At 64.1% G+C, this 19,259-nt stretch carries 20 protein-coding genes; 16 read left to right on the top strand and 4 right to left on the bottom strand.

All coding sequences use genetic code 11. The features are described from left to right. The first annotated feature begins 556 nt into the window (after positions 1-556). From rpe to gph, 4 genes are read left to right on the top strand one after another with little or no spacing between them, the layout of a single operon-like run. Positions 557-1,243 carry a ribulose-phosphate 3-epimerase gene (gene rpe / locus KUV65_RS17900; RefSeq protein WP_222192104.1) on the top strand — a complete coding sequence of 229 codons (687 nt, stop codon included), beginning with the start codon at positions 557-559 and terminating at the stop codon, positions 1,241-1,243. Next, positions 1,233-1,385, top strand: coding sequence for a hypothetical protein (locus KUV65_RS17895; RefSeq protein WP_222192103.1), 153 nt, complete (start codon positions 1,233-1,235; stop codon positions 1,383-1,385). Before rpe ends, KUV65_RS17895 begins: the two co-directional genes overlap by 11 nt. Before the next feature lie 13 nt (positions 1,386-1,398). Continuing rightward, a complete protein-coding gene (locus KUV65_RS17890; protein WP_222192102.1) occupies positions 1,399-1,953 on the top strand; it encodes a thioredoxin family protein in 555 nt (184 codons plus the stop codon). Continuing rightward, a complete protein-coding gene (gph, locus tag KUV65_RS17885) occupies positions 1,950-2,606 on the top strand; it encodes a phosphoglycolate phosphatase (protein ID WP_222192101.1) in 657 nt (218 codons plus the stop codon). The genes KUV65_RS17890 and gph overlap by 4 nt, the downstream gene beginning before the upstream one ends. A gap of 158 nt (positions 2,607-2,764) precedes the next feature. On the opposite strand, the gene KUV65_RS18305 is transcribed toward gph, so the two are convergent. The 3 genes from KUV65_RS18305 to KUV65_RS17870 form a co-directional block, all read right to left on the bottom strand. Then, positions 2,765-3,055 (bottom strand): DUF6525 family protein, encoded by a 291-nt coding sequence (locus KUV65_RS18305; RefSeq protein ID WP_222192100.1) that lies wholly within the window; start codon positions 3,053-3,055, stop codon positions 2,765-2,767. Between the two features lie 69 nt (positions 3,056-3,124). Continuing rightward, positions 3,125-4,330, bottom strand: coding sequence for a GTP-binding protein (locus KUV65_RS17875; protein ID WP_222192099.1), 1,206 nt, complete (start codon positions 4,328-4,330; stop codon positions 3,125-3,127). Positions 4,331-4,605: 275 nt separating this feature from the next. Then, positions 4,606-5,661 (bottom strand): zinc ABC transporter substrate-binding protein, encoded by a 1,056-nt coding sequence (locus KUV65_RS17870; protein ID WP_222192098.1) that lies wholly within the window; start codon positions 5,659-5,661, stop codon positions 4,606-4,608. A gap of 56 nt (positions 5,662-5,717) precedes the next feature. On the opposite strand from KUV65_RS17870, the gene KUV65_RS17865 reads away from it, so the two are divergent. The 7 genes from KUV65_RS17865 (at position 5,718) to KUV65_RS17835 (ending at position 11,873) form a co-directional block, all read left to right on the top strand. After that, positions 5,718-6,263: a Fur family transcriptional regulator gene (locus KUV65_RS17865; RefSeq protein ID WP_222192097.1), complete on the top strand. Its 546-nt coding sequence runs from the start codon at positions 5,718-5,720 to the stop codon at positions 6,261-6,263. After that, positions 6,260-7,048, top strand: coding sequence for a metal ABC transporter ATP-binding protein (locus tag KUV65_RS17860; protein ID WP_222192096.1), 789 nt, complete (start codon positions 6,260-6,262; stop codon positions 7,046-7,048). Before KUV65_RS17865 ends, KUV65_RS17860 begins: the two co-directional genes overlap by 4 nt. Then, positions 7,048-7,857: a metal ABC transporter permease gene (locus tag KUV65_RS17855; RefSeq protein WP_222192095.1), complete on the top strand. Its 810-nt coding sequence runs from the start codon at positions 7,048-7,050 to the stop codon at positions 7,855-7,857. The genes KUV65_RS17860 and KUV65_RS17855 overlap by 1 nt, the downstream gene beginning before the upstream one ends. 176 nt (positions 7,858-8,033) lie before the next feature. Beyond that, positions 8,034-9,014 carry a murein L,D-transpeptidase catalytic domain family protein gene (locus KUV65_RS17850; protein WP_222192094.1) on the top strand — a complete coding sequence of 327 codons (981 nt, stop codon included), beginning with the start codon at positions 8,034-8,036 and terminating at the stop codon, positions 9,012-9,014. A gap of 132 nt (positions 9,015-9,146) precedes the next feature. Further along, positions 9,147-10,160: a D-cysteine desulfhydrase gene (locus KUV65_RS17845; protein ID WP_222192093.1), complete on the top strand. Its 1,014-nt coding sequence runs from the start codon at positions 9,147-9,149 to the stop codon at positions 10,158-10,160. Next, the gene (locus KUV65_RS17840) at positions 10,160-10,864 is read left to right on the top strand and encodes an aspartate/glutamate racemase family protein (RefSeq protein ID WP_222192092.1); all 705 of its coding nucleotides are present in this window, start codon (positions 10,160-10,162) and stop codon (positions 10,862-10,864) included. The genes KUV65_RS17845 and KUV65_RS17840 overlap by 1 nt, the downstream gene beginning before the upstream one ends. Beyond that, on the top strand, positions 10,791-11,873 hold the full coding sequence (locus tag KUV65_RS17835) for a YeiH family protein (RefSeq protein WP_222192091.1): 1,083 nt from the start codon (positions 10,791-10,793) through the stop codon (positions 11,871-11,873). Before KUV65_RS17840 ends, KUV65_RS17835 begins: the two co-directional genes overlap by 74 nt. 37 nt (positions 11,874-11,910) lie before the next feature. Here the strand turns inward: KUV65_RS17835 and KUV65_RS17830 are convergent, their stop codons facing one another. Next, positions 11,911-12,816, bottom strand: coding sequence for a LysR family transcriptional regulator (locus KUV65_RS17830; RefSeq protein ID WP_222192090.1), 906 nt, complete (start codon positions 12,814-12,816; stop codon positions 11,911-11,913). Between the two features lie 130 nt (positions 12,817-12,946). On the opposite strand from KUV65_RS17830, the gene urtA reads away from it, so the two are divergent. The 5 genes from urtA (at position 12,947) to urtE (ending at position 18,874) form a co-directional block, all read left to right on the top strand. Further along, complete coding sequence (gene urtA / locus KUV65_RS17825; RefSeq protein WP_222192089.1) at positions 12,947-14,212, top strand: urea ABC transporter substrate-binding protein; 1,266 nt, start codon at positions 12,947-12,949, stop codon at positions 14,210-14,212. Positions 14,213-14,283: 71 nt separating this feature from the next. Further along, complete coding sequence (urtB, locus tag KUV65_RS17820; RefSeq protein ID WP_222192088.1) at positions 14,284-16,257, top strand: urea ABC transporter permease subunit UrtB; 1,974 nt, start codon at positions 14,284-14,286, stop codon at positions 16,255-16,257. A gap of 4 nt (positions 16,258-16,261) precedes the next feature. Beyond that, a complete protein-coding gene (urtC, locus tag KUV65_RS17815) occupies positions 16,262-17,434 on the top strand; it encodes an urea ABC transporter permease subunit UrtC (protein WP_222192087.1) in 1,173 nt (390 codons plus the stop codon). Continuing rightward, complete coding sequence (gene urtD, locus KUV65_RS17810) at positions 17,431-18,171, top strand: urea ABC transporter ATP-binding protein UrtD (protein ID WP_222192086.1); 741 nt, start codon at positions 17,431-17,433, stop codon at positions 18,169-18,171. The genes urtC and urtD overlap by 4 nt, the downstream gene beginning before the upstream one ends. Position 18,172: 1 nt before the next feature. Then, on the top strand, positions 18,173-18,874 hold the full coding sequence (urtE, locus tag KUV65_RS17805; RefSeq protein WP_222192085.1) for an urea ABC transporter ATP-binding subunit UrtE: 702 nt from the start codon (positions 18,173-18,175) through the stop codon (positions 18,872-18,874). The last annotated feature ends 385 nt before the right edge of the window (positions 18,875-19,259 follow it).

Below are 19,259 nucleotides of genomic sequence, written 5' to 3'. Positions count from 1 at the left end.
GTGCCGCGCTTCCCATCCGCTTCGTCCGCGTCAGACCCGCTTGGCGTCCCGTCAGCGCCTCAGCGCCGCCGGTGAAGGGGTGTTTACGGATAGCACCCAAAACCCGCAAGAGGTTTTTTCGGATTTTTGCAGAAAAACGGCATTCTGCCCAAAAAACATGCGCAAGACCCCGTTCTGAGCAGGCAGATGGCAAGCCGAGAAACGCCGTAAGGAGCAATAAAACTTGGGCAAACCGCGAACAAAACGCCCCCTGCCCCGCAAGCTGCCCTCTCTTGTCTCTTCACGGCCAAGCCTCAGACCGCGCCGTGGGTGACGCAGGGGCATTCACGCCGACACGGGCTGACACCGACTCGATTGTACGAGTCGGCGACTCACGGTGTGCTCTCCCGCCTCCCCTTGAACACCAAGAACCAGAATCGCCGCCAAGCACCGCTGGCTCACATCGACAACGACGATATGGCGAAACGCTACGAAGGCGGTTCCCTCGCCGTCTGAAATCCGCGAAACAACCGGGGCACGCCGAGCCGTGTCCCGGCCCTTTCTATGGAGATACCCCATGTCCTTCGATCGCACCGTCAAGATCGCCCCGTCGATCCTTTCCGCCGATTTCGCCAATTTCGGCGCCGAGATCCGCGCCATCGAGGACCAGGGGGCCGACTGGGTTCATGTGGACGTGATGGACGGGCATTTCGTGCCAAACCTCACGTTCGGCCCGCCGGCGGTGAAGGCGTTCCGTCCGCATGTGAAGACCTTCATGGATGTGCATCTGATGATCGCGCCGGTCGATCCCTATATCGAGGCCTATGCCGAGGCGGGCGCGGACATGATCACCGCCCATGTGGAAGCCGGCCCGCATATCCACCGCACGCTTCAGGCGATCCGTGCGCAGGGCGTGAAATCGGGCGTGGTCCTGAACCCCGGCACCCCGGCCGAGGCCGTGGCCGACGTGCTGGACCTGTGCGACGTGGTGCTGATCATGACTGTGAATCCCGGCTTCGGCGGCCAGAAGTTCATCCATTCCGGCGTCGAGAAGACCCGCAAGATTCGCCAGATGATCGGCGACCGGCCCATCCACATCCAGATCGATGGCGGCATCACGCCGGAAACCGCCCCGCTCGTGGTCGAGGCCGGGGCGGATGTGCTCGTGGCCGGATCGGCGGTGTTCAAGGGCGGCTCGGTCAACAACCCGGAGGTCTACGGCCAGAACATCGCGGCGATCCGGGCGGCGGCGAATGGTGTTTGAGGCGCTCGTCCAAGACGTGAACGGCACGCTCGCTGAGCCCAAGGACTGGCACCGCCGCGCCTTCAACGCGACCTTCGCGGATCATTACCTCGATTGGCGTTGGAGCCGCGATGAGGGCCTCACCCGCCTTCTGACCGCGTAAGAAAGGACCGATCATGGCCGTCTCTCCCCCCGTTTGCGAGTTCGGCTGGCACGCCCCCGATTTCGCCCTGCCAGCCACCGATGGGAAAACCTACACGCTCGCCGATATCGCCGGTCCCAGGGGCACCCTGATCATGTTCATCTGCAACCACTGCCCCTATGTGCTTGCCGTTCTGGATCGCATTCAGCGGGACGCCTCGGACCTGCAAGAGATTGGCATCGGCGTTGCGGCGATCTGTTCTAACGATGCCGACGCCTACCCCGCCGACAGCTTCGAGAAGATGGCGGAACTGGCGCAGGAGCGCGGGTTTTCCTTCCCTTACCTGCATGACGAAACGCAAGAGGTCGCCCGCGCGTGGAACGCCGCCTGCACACCGGATTTCTTCGGGCTCAACGCCGAGGGTGGTCTGCAATACCGTGGACGCCTCGATGCCTCGGGGAGAAACCCGGCCCCGGCAGATGCGCCGCGCGACCTGTTCGAGGCCATGAAACAGGTGGCGGACACGGGCCAGGGCCCGCGCGACCAGATCCCGTCCATGGGGTGTTCGATCAAGTGGAAAGCAGCATGAGCGGCGCGATTGTCTTTGACCTCGACGGCACGTTGATCGACAGCGCGCCCGATCTGCATGCAGCCGCCAACCGGATGCTGGCCGATTGCGACAAGCCGCCCCTGACCCTGGAAAAGATCACCAGCTTCATTGGCAACGGTATCCCGAACCTCGTGCGCCTGGTAATGGAGGAGCGCGGGATACCATCCGCCGAGGAAGAGCGGATGAGGGAACTGATGCTGGCCCATTACACCGCGCATCCGGCGGACCTGACCCGACCTTACGCGGGTGTGGTAGACGTCCTGACGGCTTTGAAGGCGGCGGGCCACCCGCTTGGCGTCTGCACCAACAAGTTCCGCGCGCCCTCGATCCAGATCCTCGATGCGCTGGATCTTACCCGCTTTTTCGACGTGGTGATCGGTGGCGACAGCCTTCAGGTCAAAAAGCCCGATCCCGCCCCCCTTGTCGCGACCTTCGAGGCGCTGAATGCCGCGCCCTTCCTTTATGTCGGGGATAGCGAGGTCGATGCCGAAACGGCACATCGCGCGAAGATCGCCTTTGGCCTGTTCTCAAAGGGATACCGCAAGACCCCGGTCGAGGATTTGCCAAACACCTTCGTCTTCGACGAGTTCAAGGCCCTAATCGGCCATATCCGGGATCTGCCCCGACCCTGAGACCGGTCCCGGATAATTTGACGGCAGTGCGACGGCTCTCTCGCCCTTTCGAAGGAGCGGGCCCGTTGCTTGAAGCCACGGCGCCAAGATTACCTGATTCTCGGTCAAACCACCGTCACAGTGCCCCGCCATGGCCTTGGCTGTGGGGACGCCTGAGTTCATCCCCCCGACGCCGCGCCGGCATGCGGATGCTGCTTGCCCCAGATCTTCTCGGCATCTTTCGCCACGAGCCGCGCTTGCAGACGATCGAGTTCCCGCAATGCGCTGCTCTTGTCGCCTGTGGCCTGCAACGCTCGGTCGAAAGCCCGCCTTACCGACCGAGGCCGCCAGGGAAGCACCGCACCGGCAAGCCAGGCGCGCAAGTCGGGTGGGAGGCGATCATAGTCTCGCATCGGGTCCTCGTTGCGCCTTTTCGGCCTAAGGCTGGTTTTTCCACGATTCCCGGCCACTAGCCGCCCTCGCCCAAAGACGACAAGAGCATTGGCCCTTTCTTGAAGAGAGGCTTCACGGTGCTGGCCTCAGGCCGCCGCCTGGGTGCGCCAGACGGGGAAGGGATCGGGCAGCCCTTGCCATGCGCCGGGCGTGAAATCCTGCACATCAAGCAGCGCGTCGTTCAGTTTGGCGCAGATCGCTTCGCGGTTCAGCCCGACCCCGATGAAGACGATCTCCTGACGTCGATCGCCCCAGGGTTCGGCCCAGTTGCGGGCGATCTCGGCCTGCGCCTCGGGGTGGGTCGGCAGCCGCTCCTCGGGGACCGAGGCCCACCAGCGCCCCAGAGGTGTGACCGAGGAGATCGCGCCCGCCAGGCTGAACTCCACCGCCCATTCGGGCCGCGTGGCGATCCAGAAATGGCCTTTGGCCCGGATCGTTCCCGGTAAATCCCCGTTCAGCACATCGTAGAGCCGTTGGGGATGAAACGGCGCGCGGGCGTTATAGACGAAAGAGGTGATGCCATATTCCTGGTCCTCGGGCACATGATTGGCAAACCCATACAGTTCCTTGGCCCACATCGGGTATTCGTGCGCCGTTTCGAAATCGAACAGGCCTGTGTCCAAGATCGACTCGGCGGGAACGTCGGAATGATCGGTTTCGATGATCTTCGCATCGCCATTAAGCGCGCGGATGATCTTGCGCGCGGCATCCGTGCGCTCTGGCCCGGCATCGGAGATCTTGTTGAGGATCACCACATCGGCGAACTCGATCTGCTCGGTCAGCAGGCTGACGAGGCTGCGGTCATCCCCCTCGCCCAAACTTTCGCCGCGATCTGTCAGGAAATCGTGGCTGGAATAGTCCTTGAGCAGGTTCACGGCGTCCACCACCGTCACCATCGTATCGAGCCGTGCAACGTCAGACAGGCTTTGGCCCTTCTCGTCGCGGAAATCAAATGTGGCCGCCACCGGCAGCGGCTCGGAAATGCCGGTCGACTCGATCAGCAGGTAGTCGAAGCGCCCCTCCTCCGAGAGGTGCCGCACCTCTTTCAAGAGGTCGTCGCGCAGCGTGCAGCAGATGCAGCCGTTCGACATTTCGACCAGCTTTTCCTCGGAGCGGGACAGTTCTGTGCCCTCGCGCACCAGATCGGCGTCGATATTTACCTCGGACATGTCGTTGACGATCACCGCCACGCGGCGGCCGTCCCGGTTGTTCAGAACACGGTTCAAAAGCGTCGTCTTGCCCGCACCGAGAAAGCCGGAGAGGACTGTGACGGGAAGGCGTTTGTCTGTCATGGGATGAAAACCTCGGGCGGTGGATACGGTCGTGCTTGCTGGCGGTTCTGCGATCTGGTGACGACCTTCAAAGTCGTGGAGACGCGACTGTGCTTGCGACAGGCAGCCATGAAGGAACGGTTCAGGCCCGTCAGTTTTCCCAAGGCAACGGCACAAGCTCAGCAAGTTATCACATAACTTTTTCAGGCTGGTTTTGTGTTGCGTTCCAGCTGCCAGAAAACGGGGCGCGCTTACCGCAAATGCGGTTCCGCGCGCCCCATGCAATCAGGCGTTCTTCAGAGACACTCGGACAGCGAGTTCGCAAGGTTGCGGATGAGCTGCGGATAAAGGTCAGGCCCCGGTTCGAGATCGGAGCCCAGCGGATCGAGCACCGCCGTGTTGGCCTCGGTGCCGTCCATGACCGTCGCAACAAGGCCACGGTCGAACTGCGGTTCGGACAGCACGCACTGGATGCCCTCCTCGGCAATGCGCCCCTGGATCTCGGCAATGCGGGCCGGGCTTGGATCCGCTGCATCGGCGACCGAGATCGCCCCGGATGCGGCGAAATCGAAATCCGCCTCGAAATACTGAAAGGCGTCATGGAACACCACGAACCGCATGCCGCGCAGCGGGTCGAGCGTTTCGTTCACCTCTGCCACGAGGGCATCGAGTTCTTCGCGCGCCTCGGCCGCATTGGCGTAGTAAGTGCCGGCATTCTCGGGATCGGCCGCGGAGAGTTCGGCCGCGATCACATTGAGCCAGACCGCCGCGTTGCGGGGCGAAAGCCATACATGAGGGTCATGGTCGCCATGGGCATGATCATGGTCATCGTCGGCATGATCTTCGTGATCATGGTCATGGTCGTCAGCATGTTCATCATGCTCACCGTCGTGATCATGATCGTCTTCGGCGTGCTCTTCATGGTCATGATCGGCATCCTCGGCATGGTCCTCATGCCCATGATCATCGTCGTCGCCATGAGAATGTGCCTCGAAAAGCGCGTTTTCGCGGAAATCGAGCAGGGTCATCCCATCGGCTTCGAGCAATGTCGTGACATCGGCATCGCCGGCGAGCGTTTCGACCGCGCCTTCCATCCAGGGCGCAAGGTCCTCCCCGATCCAGAAGACAAGGTCGGCCTCTTGCAGCGCCGCCGCCTCGGATGGGCGCAGGCTGTACTCATGCGGCGAGGCCCCGGGCTGAACGATCAGGTTCGGCTCTCCAACGCCTTGCATGACGCGCGCGACAAGCGAATGCACCGGGGCGATGTCGACGGCGACGCGCGGGACATCGGCCATAGCGGTGCCAGCCATCAAGCTTGCAGCCAGCGACAGGGGAAACAGGTTTCTGGACATTCGGTCTTTCCTGTGATCTTATAACGTCTCGATGCCGATACAGGAAATGAAATAACATGACAAGAGCCGTGGCAGAGATCACCGATGCGCCGAGCCATGATCCGGTGGGGTTCGAGGCACACGACCACCGCCAATGCGTTCAGGCCGGACTTGCCGCTGCCGAGGCACGCTGCGCGGCTGAAGGCCTGCGATTTACGCCCGTCCGGCGCGCGGCACTTGAAACCCTGTTGAGCGAACATCGGGCGATGGGCGCCTACGAGCTTCTCGACCGGCTACACGCGGCAGGCTTCGGATCGCAACCGCCCGTCGCCTACCGCGCCTTGGATTTCCTGGTCGCCAACGGCTTCGTGCACAAGATCGAGCGGCTCAACGCCTTCATCGCCTGCGCCCATCCCGGCGCAAGCCACTCGCCTGCCTTTCTGATCTGCCGGATCTGCGACGCGGTGGCCGAGGCGCAATCCGCCCCCGCCCGCGGCACCCTTGGCGACGCCGCTCGCGCGACCGGGTTCCAGATCGAGCGGACCGTCGTCGAAGCGGTCGGGGTATGTCCGGCATGCGCCGCCAAGGCCGCCGAGGCCGAGCCCGAGAAGCCCCTCGCATGAACCTTGTCGATGTCGAGAAATTGAGCGTCCGCTACGGCGCAACGCAAGTCTTGCGCGATATCTCCATGCATGTCGCGCCGGGCGAGATCGTGACCATCGTGGGGCCGAACGGGTCCGGCAAGACAACCTTGTTGCGGGCCATCGTTGGTGCCGCGCGCATTAGCGGTGGGCGCATTACCACCGCGCCGAACCTCGTCCTGGGCTACGTGCCGCAAAAGCTTCATATCGACCCGACCCTTCCCATCACGGTCGAGCGGTTCCTGCGCCTGCCGGGCGGGGCGACCCGGTCCGATATCGAGGCCGCGTTGAGCCGCGCCGGTGTCGCGCAGCTCACGCATCGGCAGATGTCGGAGCTTTCGGGCGGACAGCTGCAACGCGTATTGCTGGCCCGTGCGCTGGTGACGAAACCCAACCTGCTGCTTCTGGACGAGCCGACGGCGGGCCTCGATCAACCCGGCTCGGCGGACTTCTACCAGCTGATCGACGACGTGCGGCGCGAATTCGGCTGCGCCGTTCTGATGATCAGCCACGAGTTACATGTCGTCATGGCCTCATCCGATCGGGTCATCTGCCTCAATGGGCATGTCTGTTGTCACGGAACGCCCGAGCATGTGTCCTCGGCGCCGGAATATCGCGCGCTCTTCGGCACCGGAACCCACGGGGCGCTCGCGCTCTACCGTCATGAACATGACCACCAGCATGGGCATGACCACACCCACGATCATGGGCACGACCACGATCACGGGCACACGCACACCCATGACAGTCACGAGGCGGCCGAGTGATGCTGGACGATTTCATGACCCGCGCGACGCTGGCCGGGATCGGCGTGGCCTTTGCAGCTGCCCCGCTCGGCGGGTTCGTCGTCTGGCGCCGCATGGCCTATTTCGGAGACGCGACGGCCCACGCCGCCATTCTTGGCGTCGCCCTGTCGCTTGCCTTGCAGATCTCCATTTTCGCGGGCGCCATGGCGCTGGCCCTGACCATGGCCCTGACGGTTTCCGCACTCAGCGGTCGCGGCTATGCGATGGACACGCTTCTGGGTGTTCTGGCCCATTCCGCGCTCGCGTTCGGCTTGGTCGCCGTGTCCTTTCTCTCGGGCATTCGCATTGACCTCATGGCGTATCTCTTCGGCGACATCCTCGCCGTATCGCGCCTTGACCTCGCCGTTATCTGGGGCGGCGCCGCGGTTGTCGTGGCACTGATCGGCTGGCGATGGTCGGCGCTCTTGACCGCTACGTTGAACGAAGAACTCGCCTATGCGAGCGGGATCGACCCCAAGCGCGAACAACTGGTGCTCACCCTGGCGCTTGCCATCACGGTCGCGGTCGCAATCAAGGTCGTGGGCGTCCTTCTGATCGCGGCGATGCTCATCATCCCGGCTGCCGCGGCGCGCCCGCTCGCGCGGACGCCCGAAGGCATGGTGCTGATCGCCGCGGTGATCGGCGCGGCCTCGGCAGTGGTCGGCCTGCGCGCGGCCTACATCTTCGACACGCCGGCCGGACCGTCGATCGTTTGCACCGCGGCGCTGTGTTTCGTTGCGACCAGCCTGTTCCGCGTTGTGCGGGCTACGTCAGCGGGTCACTCGAACTGATCCGAAAGGGCTGGTTCGGCTCGCAGCGCGCTCGTGCTGGAGGGCTTCGACTGCAGCCACGATTGACTAGCCTGGTCCAAATTCGATGAAACGACTGCGAGGAAACTTGCCAAGTTTCGGTCCATTCCTGTTATCCTGTTGCCCGGAGCGGAGGACCATCGCGCAGGAGACGCCCAATGATACGCTGGACAAAGCGCCTGACCATCGCGGCCGTGGTTGCCTTGGCCGCTGCCACGCCGATGCCGGCCGAAGCGACCCCGTTATCCGCTGAAATCCCGACATGGCTGCAACAGCATGTCGGGACGGGCGAAGGCCAGATCGCCCCCGTCGTGCTCGAACGGGCACGCGCCCTTTACATGGATCAGGTGCGCGAGGGCGGCATCCAGAACCCGTGCTATCTGGCCATGGACGCGACACGTCCAAGCTCGTCCTCCACCGGCGGTCCGGGTCAGCGGTTCTACGTGATCTGCGAGGCCGAAGAATCCTTCCGCGCGGTCTATTCCGGATATGGCAGCGGCCGGTCGCTACCCGCGGCGGACTTTTCCAACGAACGGGAATGCGCGCAGAATTTCAGCAATGCCGAGGGCTCGAACCTGACGATGGGTGGCGCTTACCTCACGGCCGAGACGCGGACCTCCTTCAAGGGCTACTTCACCGAGGATGGCGAACGGGTGCCCTTCCACCGCACCTTTCTGCTGTTCGATGGCATGGGCGAAACCGACAACGCCCGCGAACGCGAAATCGGCGGCCATGTCGCGATGTTCCTGCGATGGCAGTGCCGCTTCAGCGCCCCGGACAGTCCCGACGCAGATGCAGAGGGCTACGTCCCCTATGGCAACCTCGTGAATTACACCGGCGGGCGAAGCAACGGATGCACAACATGGTCCGAGGAGGTCGCCGAAGACATCATGTCCCTGGTCGAGGGAGATCCGACAACCCTCTACATCTATCCCGAGTCCGGCGACATCACCGCGGTTGCAGACGCCGTGGCCGGTCAGAGGCCACTAGCCGAAGAAGGCCTCTACTGGAACGCCACCTGCCTTGGCGCGATCGGAAGCCCTCGGTTCTGGACGCGGGAAACCCTGCGCCCGATCATCGACCAGTGGCGCGCCTCCCTGCCCGAGCCAGCGCCGCTGGAATTGCCGATCTGCCCCTGAGACGGACGGGCCGGGATTGCAGGACCAACCGATGATCTGTGCGCTCGGCAGGATGGAGGCCGGTATTCCAATTTGAATTCCCGGCCAATGCCGCCCATGGTGCCGATCGTGCAACATCGCAGGAGTTCGCCCATGCATCTCGCCCGTTTTCCGCGCGTCTTTCTCGCCCATCTGCCCACGCCGTTGGAACGGCTCGACCGGCTGAGCGCCGAGCTTGGCGGGCCCGAGATCTGGATCAAGCGCGACGATTGCACGGGGCTGTCGACCGGCGGCAACAAGACCCGCAAGCTGGAATTTCTGATGGCCGAGGCGCAGGCGATGGGCGCGGACATGGTGATGACGCAGGGCGCGACCCAGTCGAACCATGCGCGCCAGACCGCCGCCTTCGCCGCCAAGCTGGGCATGGGATGCCACATCCTGCTGGAGGATCGGACCGGGTCGAACGATCCGAACTACAACCACAACGGCAACGTGTTGCTGGACCACCTGCACGGCGCCACCACCGAGAAACGGCCCGGCGGGCTGGACATGAACGCCGAGATGGAGAAGGTGGCCGAGGCGATGCGCGCCGAGGGCAAGACCGTCTACACCATCCCCGGCGGCGGCTCGAACCCGACGGGCGCTTTGGGCTACGTCAACTGCGCCTTCGAGTTGGTCGGTCAGGCCAATGACCGCGGGCTGGTGATCGACCATCTCGTTCACGCGACCGGCAGCGCGGGCACGCAGGCGGGCCTGATCACGGGGCTGAAGGCGATCAACGCGCAGATCCCGCTTCTGGGCTTCGGCGTGCGCGCGCCCAAGGACAAGCAGGAGGGGAACGTCTACACCCTCGCCTGCGCGACCGCCGAGAAACTGGGCTGCCCCGGCATTGTCGCGCGCGAGGACGTCGTGGCCGACACCGGTTATGTCGGGCCGGGCTACGGCATTCCGCGCGCGGACACGATCGAGGCGATCCGCATGTTCGCCGAACTGGAGGGGATTCTGCTCGACCCCGTCTATTCCGGCAAGGGCGCGGCGGGGCTGATCGACTATTGCCGCAAGGGCAAGTTCAAGAAGGGCGAGCGCGTCGTCTTCCTGCATACCGGGGGCGCGGCGGGCCTCTTCGGCTATGACGCGGTTTTCGCGGACGGGGCGACGGCGGGCTGATGACCTCGCCCTTGCGCCGGATCGGCATCCTCGGAGGGATGGGACCCGAGGCGACGGTCCTTCTGATGCAGAAGGTGATCGCCGCCGTTCCTGCCAAAGACGATGCCGACCATATCCCACTTCTGATCGATCAGAACCCGCAGGTGCCCTCGCGCATCGCGCGGCTGATCGAGGAGACGGGCGAGGACCCTGCCCCGGTGCTGGCCGCGATGGCCCGGCGCCTTGAACAGGCGGGGGCCGAGGCCTTGGCCATGCCCTGCAACACGGCGCATCACTATGCGGACGCGATCCGCAGCGCGGCGACAGTGCCCTTTCTCGACATGGTGGCGCTGTCCGTCGCCCATGCCGGGGAGTTGGCGGGGCCCGGAGCCTCCGTCGGCATTCTCGCCTCCCCTGCCGTGCGGCGGGTGGGCCTGTTCGACGCCCCGTTTGCAAAGGCTGGGCTGACGCCGCTCTACGCAACGGACGAGGACGCGACCCTCGCCGCGATCCGTGCGATCAAGCGCGATGGGCCGACCGCCGAGGCCCGCACCGCCCTGCGCGCCGCCTCGACAGCCTTGCTGGACCAGGGGGCCGCCGTCCAGATGATCGCCTGCACGGAGTTCTCGCTGATCGCCGATGCCGTGGCCGATGGGGTCACGGGTTTCGATACGCTCGACCGGCTGGTCGCCGCCATCGTCGCGCTTTCGCGTAGCGCGGATTGATCCCGTGCTGTCCTGCGCGATCACGATCAACGGCGCAACGGCCTGGGCCTCGACGCACTGGCGCGGCGTCCTGATCGCCGCGATCATCGCGCTGGCCGCCCAGTTCATCGCAAACACCTATGGCGCACCGGCGATGCTGTTCGCGCTGCTGATCGGCATGGCCTTCACCTTTCTCGATGCCGAGGAAAAGACGGCGCCGGGCATCGCCTTTGCCGCGCGCAGCCTGCTGCGCATCGGCGTGGCCCTGTTGGGGCTGCAACTGACCTTCGCGGATATCTCGCAGCTTGGCGCCCTTGCCATGATCGGGGTGGCCGCCCTTCTGGCCACGACGCTGGCCTTCGGCGCGCTCTCTGCCAGGCTGGCGGGTGCGCCGGTGGCCTTGGGCCTTCTGACCGGCGGCTCGGTCGCAATCTGCGGCGCCTCCGCCGCGCTGGCGATCTCGGCCATCCTGGTTCCCCGCCACGCCGCCGAAAAGGACGTGTTGGTGACGGTGGTCGGCGTGACCGCCTTTTCCACCATCGCCATGATCCTCTACCCGGTGATCTTCGCCAGCCTCGGCTTTTCCGAGATCCAGAGCGGCTACCTTGTGGGGGCGACGATCCATGACGTCGCGCAGGTCGTGGGTGCGGGCTATTCCATTAGCGAGGACGCGGGCGATATCGCGACCTTCACCAAGCTCTTGCGCGTTGCGCTCTTGCCCATCGCGCTTTTGGCGATCGCGCTGAGCTTCCGGCAGGAGGCCGGGGGCACGCTGCGCCTGCCGTGGTTCGTGGTGGCCTTTATCCTGCTGATGCTGCTTGGCAATCTCGTGCCGCTGCCCGAGACGCTGCTGGTCTGGATCGGCGAGGCCACGCGGTTCCTGTTCCTCACGGCCATTGCCGCCCTCGGCATGAAAACCTCGCTCGGCAGCCTCTTTCAAACCGGAAAACGCGGCATCGCCCTGATCGCGGTGCAGTCCTTGTTCCTTTTGGGGTGCGCCCTCGTCGTGGCGCGCTACGCGCTGGTGTGACCAAGGAGTTGAAACGACAAGCAGAGTGGCGTTCGCCTTATCGCCAAGGCCCCTGCCCCATCGGTCTTGAGCGATCGGTTTCCAAGCCGCGTTGCAGGATGGCCAGAAAGCCTTGCACAGGGCGCGTGATCGGAACCTGCTGCACCCGAACGGCTGCGATCTGAACAGTCCCGAGGTCGAGGTCCAAACGCCTTTGGTCAGAGAAGCCAAGCAGCCCCTCTGCGACGGTTTCGGGGAATACACAGATCGTCGGCGCACGACCGACGCGCGGGGACAGATGCGCCGCCGATACTGCCGTCGTGACCGGGGCGGACAATCGCTTGCGGCGCAGGAAGTGGCTGATGGCGATGCGTGTGCCCGTGCCTTCGGGCGGAACGACGAGGCGTACCCCCTCGAGGTCGGCCAGGTCGAACCGCGTTGTGGACGGCGGGTTCGGATCACAAGACCAGGCAACGATGGGCATCTCGTGTGCGTAGATGACCTCCAGAGTGTCATCGGTCACCGGATTGGTCAGGAGCGCCAGATCGACATCGCGCCGTTGCAGCGGCGCGGCGTCATCGGCGTTGACGATCTCGACCGAGACCCCACCGAAGGAAGTCTGGAACTCGGCCACCAGGTCGAGGATGAGACCTGCATCCAGATCGGTCCCGATGGACAGGCGGAACGTTCCCGACATTCCATCGCGCATGCTGGTCAGCTGGGCCTGCAGATCGTCGAACTCGGTCAGATGACGGTCGACCAGGTTGAGCAGCAACTCGCCTGCGGTGGTCAATCGCACACCATGAGGGAGGCGCTCGAACACGGCGAGGTTCATTTCCTCTTCGAAGGCCTGCACCGAGCGGTTCAGCGCCGATGGGGACACCGCCAGCTTTTCCGCGGCCTTGCGGATGGAGCCCTCGCGTTGGATCAGGCGTATGGCCCTGTAGATCTTGAGATGCCGCAAGGGGACTCTCGCCCTGTTGTGCAAAAACTGCACCACCCTACCGCAAATTTAGCGGCAGACAACATCACCGCAATGCTCACTCTTGGGCTGCGACTGCAAAGTGTCTGCTCACGCGAAAGGGACAGAATTCATGAAAAAACTTCTTCTTGCCAGTGCGTTGTCGGTGATTTCCGCCCATGCCGCGAGCGCAGAAATCCGAGTCGGCATCCTGCACTCCCTGACGGGAACCATGGCCATTTCAGAAACAACGCTGCGCGACGTGATGCTGATGCTCATCGAACAGCAGAACGCGGCAGGCGGTTTGCTGGGCGAAGAAATCGTCCCGGTCGTGGTCGATCCGGCGTCGGACTGGCCGCTCTTTGCAGAGCGTGCGCGCGAGTTGCTGACCGTGCATGAGGTGGACGTGATCTTCGGCTGCTGGACCTCGGTCAGCCGCAAATCCGTGCTTCCCGTGATCGAAGAACTGAACGGGCTGATGTTCTACCCGGTCCAGTACGAGGGTGAGGAGAGCTCGCGCAACGTGTTCTACACCGGCGCTGCGCCGAACCAGCAGGCGATCCCCGCCGTGGACTATTTCCTGGAGGAACTGGGCGTCGAGACCTTCGCCCTGCTCGGAACCGACTATGTCTATCCGCGCACGACCAACCGCATCCTCGAACAATACCTTCTGGATAGCGGCATCCCGCAGGAAAACATCTTCGTCAACTACACGCCCTTCGGTCATTCCGACTGGTCGTCGATCGTGGCCGATGTCGTGGCCCTTGGCGAAAGCGGCCAGCAGGTCGGGGTGATCTCGACCATCAACGGCGACGCGAACGTGGGCTTCTACTCCGAACTTGCCGCGCAGGGCGTCACGGCGGACGACATTCCCGTCGTGGCCTTCTCGGTCGGCGAAGAAGAACTGGCCGGTCTCGACACCGGGCCGCTGGAAGGGCACCTGGCCGCCTGGAACTACTTCCAATCCGCCGACACGCCCGAGAACGAGGCCTTCATCACCGCGTGGCACGAGTTCATCGGCGATGAAAGCCGCCCGACCAATGATCCGATGGAGGCCCATTACATCGGCTTCAACATGTGGGTTCAGGCCGTCGAGGCCGCGGGCACGACCGATGTGGATGCCGTGCGGGACGCCATGTACGGCATCGAAGTGCCGAACCTGACCGGCGGCACGGCGACCATGTTGCCGAACCATCACCTGACCAAGCCCGTTCTGATCGGTGAAATCCGCCCGGACGGGCAGTTCGACATCATCACCCAGACCGATCCGGTGCCGGGCGATGCATGGACCGACTACCTGCCTGAATCGGCCGTTCTCACCTCGGATTGGCCGGGTCTGGACTGCGGTATGTACAACACGGAAACCGAGACCTGCGTCCAGATCGAGTCGAACTACTGAACGCATCCTCTCACACCGAGGCGGGCCGCGACGTTGCGGCCCGCCTTGCCGACCCTCCGAGCAGACCAAACATGATCCGAATTCTTCGCGCCTGCCTTGCCGGGCTAATCCTCTCCCTGTCCGTAATGCCGGCAGCTTTCGCGCAGGAGGAGGAAGGCGCCGATCTCCAGGCCTTGCTGCAATCGCGGGCCGACCTCGTGGCCGATGCGTCTCGCCGCACGGTCGGCGAAGTTCTGGAGTTGCTGGTCGAAAGCGGCCTTGCCGAAGTACCCCAATTCCTCGCCACGTGGCAGGCGCGCGAGCTCTATCAACGGGACAGCGATGGGCTGTTTGTCTATGTCGAAGACCCCGACGCCGATCCCTTGACCCTTCTCGACATCTCGACCGGAGAGGTCATCGGCACGGCGGGCAGCCGCGAGGTATCCCAGCTTCGCCCGAACCGAGGCGTGCAAGGCGTGATCGCCGGGGCGCTGGTCCAGTTCCAACTCTCCTCCGAAGACCCTGCCGAGCGCCTTCAGGCCCTGGCCGCGATCGAAGACGACCCTGACGAAAGCCACCTGCCCCTGCTCCGCGAGATGCTGGAGGAGGAAAGCGACCCAGCGGTGCGCAGCGCCATCGAAACGCTCCTTCCGGGGCTGATCATCGCCTTCGCGGACAGCGACGCCGACCGGGTCGCCGCCATCGAAAGCCTCGCCGGGAATGTCAGCCTCGATGCGCGCGCGACGTTGAACCCCTTGCTCACGACGCGCCGCGAGGTGGCCGACGCCCTGCCCCAGGAGCTCAACATCATGCAGGTGCTCGACCCCGGCAGCGCCGAGTTGTCCGTGGACGAGGCCTACCAGATGCTGGTCGATGACGGGCTGGCACCGGCCATCGTCTCTCGCGCCGATCAACGCGCAATCCTTGCGGAAAACGTGGTCGATGGCCGCGTCGGCGGCGTGCCCGTGGCCGAACTTGGTGACTATGAGGCCCGCGACCGCGCCTACGGGGCACTGGTGGATGCAGGCCTTGCCCAACCGGCCCCAACCGAGGCCGAGATCGAAGCCGCGCTGGACGCCCACGTGTTCTTCGACGCCTACCGCGAACCCTCCTCCGCCGTGACGGATGCGGCGCGGGCGACCCTCGACGGGATCGAAACGCGGGTGGGCCTGTTCCGGTTGCTCGACCTATCGCTCGACGGCTTGTCGCTCGCCTCGATCTATTTCCTTGCGGCCATCGGTCTTGCCATCACCTTCGGCGTGATGGGCGTCATTAATATGGCCCATGGCGAGTTCATCATGATCGGCGCCTATACCGGCTACGTGGTGCAGACCATCGTGCCCGATTACACACTGTCCATCATGCTGGCGATCCCACTGGCCTTTGCCGTGACCTTCGGCGCGGGCGTCGCGATGGAGCGGCTGGTGATCCGCTGGCTCTATCACCGACCATTGGAAACCTTGCTGGCGACCTTTGGCATCTCGATCGCGCTGCAACAGATCGTGCGCCAGATCTTCGGCACCCAGGCCCGTCCCCTGACGCCACCCGACTGGCTGGCCGGGTCGGTCGCGATCAACGACGTGGTCTCGATCAGCTCGATCCGGATCGCGATCTTCCTGCTTGGCGCAATCTTCTTCGTGGCGCTTTGGCTGATCCTGAACCGCACGCGGCTGGGCCTTGAGGTGCGGGCCGTCACCCAGAATCCCGCCATGGCCTCCTCGATGGGGATCAATCCGGACCGCATCAACATGCTGACCTTCGGGCTTGGTTCAGGCATCGCGGGGATTGCGGGCGTGGCCATCGGGCTTTTCGCGCAGGTCGTGCCGGACCTCGGCTCGAACTACATCGTCCAAAGCTTCATGACCGTGGTCGTGGGCGGCGTCGGCAACATCTTCGGCACATTGTTCGGCGCCCTGATGATCGGGTCGCTGCAAAAGGTGATCGAGTGGCTGAACCCCTCGAACACGCTGGCGGCGCAGACCTACATGATCCTGTTCGTGATCCTCTTCATCCAGTTCCGGCCGCGCGGGATCATCGCGCTCAAGGGCCGCGCGGCGGGGGATTGAGACGATGGAGGGCAAGTCGATCTTCACCCGCAATCGCTCGGTTCCGATCTTCATCGGTCTCCTGGCTCTCTTCACCCTTGGCGTGACCATCCTCTCCGAGGGCTATGGCACGGGCGCGCTGTCAGTGTCGTTCACCAAGGTGCTGGGCATGACGCTGTGCCTGTGCCTTGCCGCGCTGGCGATGGACCTTGTCTGGGGCTATTGCGGCATCCTCAGCCTCGGGCATTTCGCCTTCTTCGGGCTGGGCGGCTACATGATCGGAATGTGGCTGATGACCGCCCGGACCGAGGCCGTAGTCCGCGCCAACCTTGCGGGCAACGTCATTCCCCCGACCGAGGCCGAGGTCAGCACGGCCACGGCGCTCCAGATCTTTTCGGTCGTGGGGGCCGAGGATTGGCCGTGGATGTGGGCCGTCTCGGACAGCCTTGTTCTCAGCCTGCTGCTGGTGGTCCTGATCCCCGGCCTGCTTGCCTTGGTCTTTGGTTGGCTGGCCTTTCGCAGCCGGGTCACGGGCGTCTACCTGTCGATCCTGACGCAGGCGATGACGCTGGCGCTGTCGCTTTACCTGTTCCAGAACGACACGGGCCTGCGCGGCAATAACGGCCTGTCAGGCCTGCAGAACATCCCCGGTGCCGAGGGGATCGGGCAGGATCGTATCTCGATCTGGTTCTTCTGGGCGTCGGCCCTGGCCCTCGGCATCGCCTATATCGGGGCGGCATGGGTCGTGTCGGGCAAGTTCGGCAATATCGTGCGCGCAATTCGTGACGACGAGCAGCGCGTGCGGTTCCTCGGCTACCGGGTCGAGGGCTACAAGCTGTTCGTCTTCACCCTCACGGCCGTCATCTGCGGCATCGCCGGCGCGCTCTATTACCCGCAGGCGGGCATCATCAACCCCGACGAGATCGCGCCCATCGCGTCGATCTACCTCGCCGTCTGGGTCGCCATCGGCGGGCGCGGGCGGCTTTACGGCGCGGTGATCGGGGCCGCCGTGGTGTCGCTGCTGTCCACCTATTTCACCGGCGGGCGGGCGCCCGATATCGACCTGGGCATTTATACGATCGAATGGGTCGACTGGTGGCCCGTCCTCCTCGGCCTCGGCTTCGTGCTGGTGACGCTCTTCGCGCCCAAGGGGCTTGGCGGCCTCGTCGACCTGATCGTGCGGAAGGACAAGGCATGAGCACCCTTCTCGAAGTACAGGGGATCTCGGTCACCTTCGACGGGTTCCGCGCGATCAACAACCTCAGCTTCACGATTGGCCAACCCGAGATGCGGGCCGTGATCGGACCGAACGGGGCGGGCAAGACAACCTTCATGGATATCGTCACCGGCAAGACCCGCCCCGACGAAGGCAGCGTGCGCTGGGGCGAAATGGGTCATTCCCTGCTCTCCATGTCCGAGGCGCAGATCGCCCAGGCGGGCGTCGGCCGCAAGTTCCAACGACCCACGGTGTTCGAAGATCAAACTGTCTGGGACAACCTGCGCATCGCGCTCAAGAAACCGCGCGGGCCGTTCTCCAGCCTGCTCGACCGCGTCAGCGCAGAGGACCGTACCCGGATCGACGAGATCGCGACCGAGATCGGGCTCGCCCACCACCTTCAGCGGCAGGCGGGCGTGCTGAGCCATGGTCAGAAACAGTGGCTGGAAATCGGGATGCTGCTGGCGCAGGACCCGCGCCTTCTGCTGGTCGACGAACCTGCCGCCGGCATGACCACCGAGGAGCGCAACCACACCACCGACCTGCTCAAGCGACTGGCCCGCAACCATGCTGTCGTTGTCGTGGAGCATGACATGGAGTTTGTCCGCCGCCTCGATTGCAAGGTCACGGTCCTGCACGAGGGATCGGTTCTGGCCGAAGGCACGCTCGACCATGTCATGGCCGACGAGCGCGTGATCGAAGTCTACCTGGGGCGCTGAGATGCTGGAAACCAAAGACCTCACCCTGCAATACGGCGGCAGCCAGATCCTGAACGGCATTTCCATGCAAGCCGCGAAGGGTGAAGTGACCTGCATCATGGGCACGAACGGGGTCGGCAAGACCTCGTTGATGAAGGCGATCTCGGGCACCCACGCGCGGTCCGGCGGAGAGGTGCTGGTGGGGGGGCAGACCCTCCCCGTGCTTCCCTCTCACCGCCTGGCGCAAATGGGGATCGGCTACGTGCCGCAGGGCCGCATGATCTTTCCGCTGCTCACGGTAAGGGAAAACCTCGAAACCGGACTTGCCTGCCTCCCGAAATCCGAGCGGGTCGTGCCAGACCGAATCTTCGAGTTGTTCCCCGTTCTGAAAGAGATGGAGAAACGACGCGGCGGCGATCTCTCGGGCGGGCAGCAGCAGCAACTGGCCATCGGGCGCGCGCTGGTGACGCGCCCCAAGATCCTGCTGATGGACGAGCCGACCGAGGGCATCCAACCCAACATCATCCAACTCATCGGGCGCGTCATCGAAACGCTGCGAGACGACGGCGAGATGGCCCTGATCCTTGTCGAGCAGTATTTCGATTTTGCCTACGGCCTGGCCGACCGGTTCTACGTGCTCAGCCGCGGTTCAGTGGTGTTCTCCAAGCGCAAAGAGGACACCGACAAGGCCGAAGTCGAAGCCGCTTTCAGCCTGAATGGCTAAACGCACGCCCCCATTGTCGGCGAAAATGGGAACAAGCGACTTGCGGATGGCCGGATCCTGAAATCGTACGAGAGCGTGCTATTCGATCAGTGCCTCCGAAGGCCTTGGGACACGCTCTGCTTGAGATAGTCGATGCCGTTCTTGATGAGCGCGAAAGGGGCCCGAAAGATCAGGCGCCCGCGTAGTTTGCTCGAGAAGCAAGAGCATATCTTTGCATTTGTCATGGGAAGTGGTGCCCGGGGGCTGCTTGGGTCTCCCCGTTCAGCTCCCGTTACAGGCACCCTCGACAAGGTTCCCTTCAGCAAATCAAGGGGTAGCCGCGAGAGTGTCGACCGGTCAAGAGGCGCGAAATGGTCTACGATCCGGTCTACGGCTGTCCATCAGG

It is taken from the genome of Maritalea mobilis (assembly GCF_019800885.1).
Taxonomy (GTDB): domain Bacteria; phylum Pseudomonadota; class Alphaproteobacteria; order Rhodobacterales; family Rhodobacteraceae; genus Roseibacterium; species Roseibacterium beibuensis.
The sequence above is the reverse complement of the archived record's forward strand: the minus strand, read 5'-3'. Positions and strand labels throughout refer to the sequence as shown.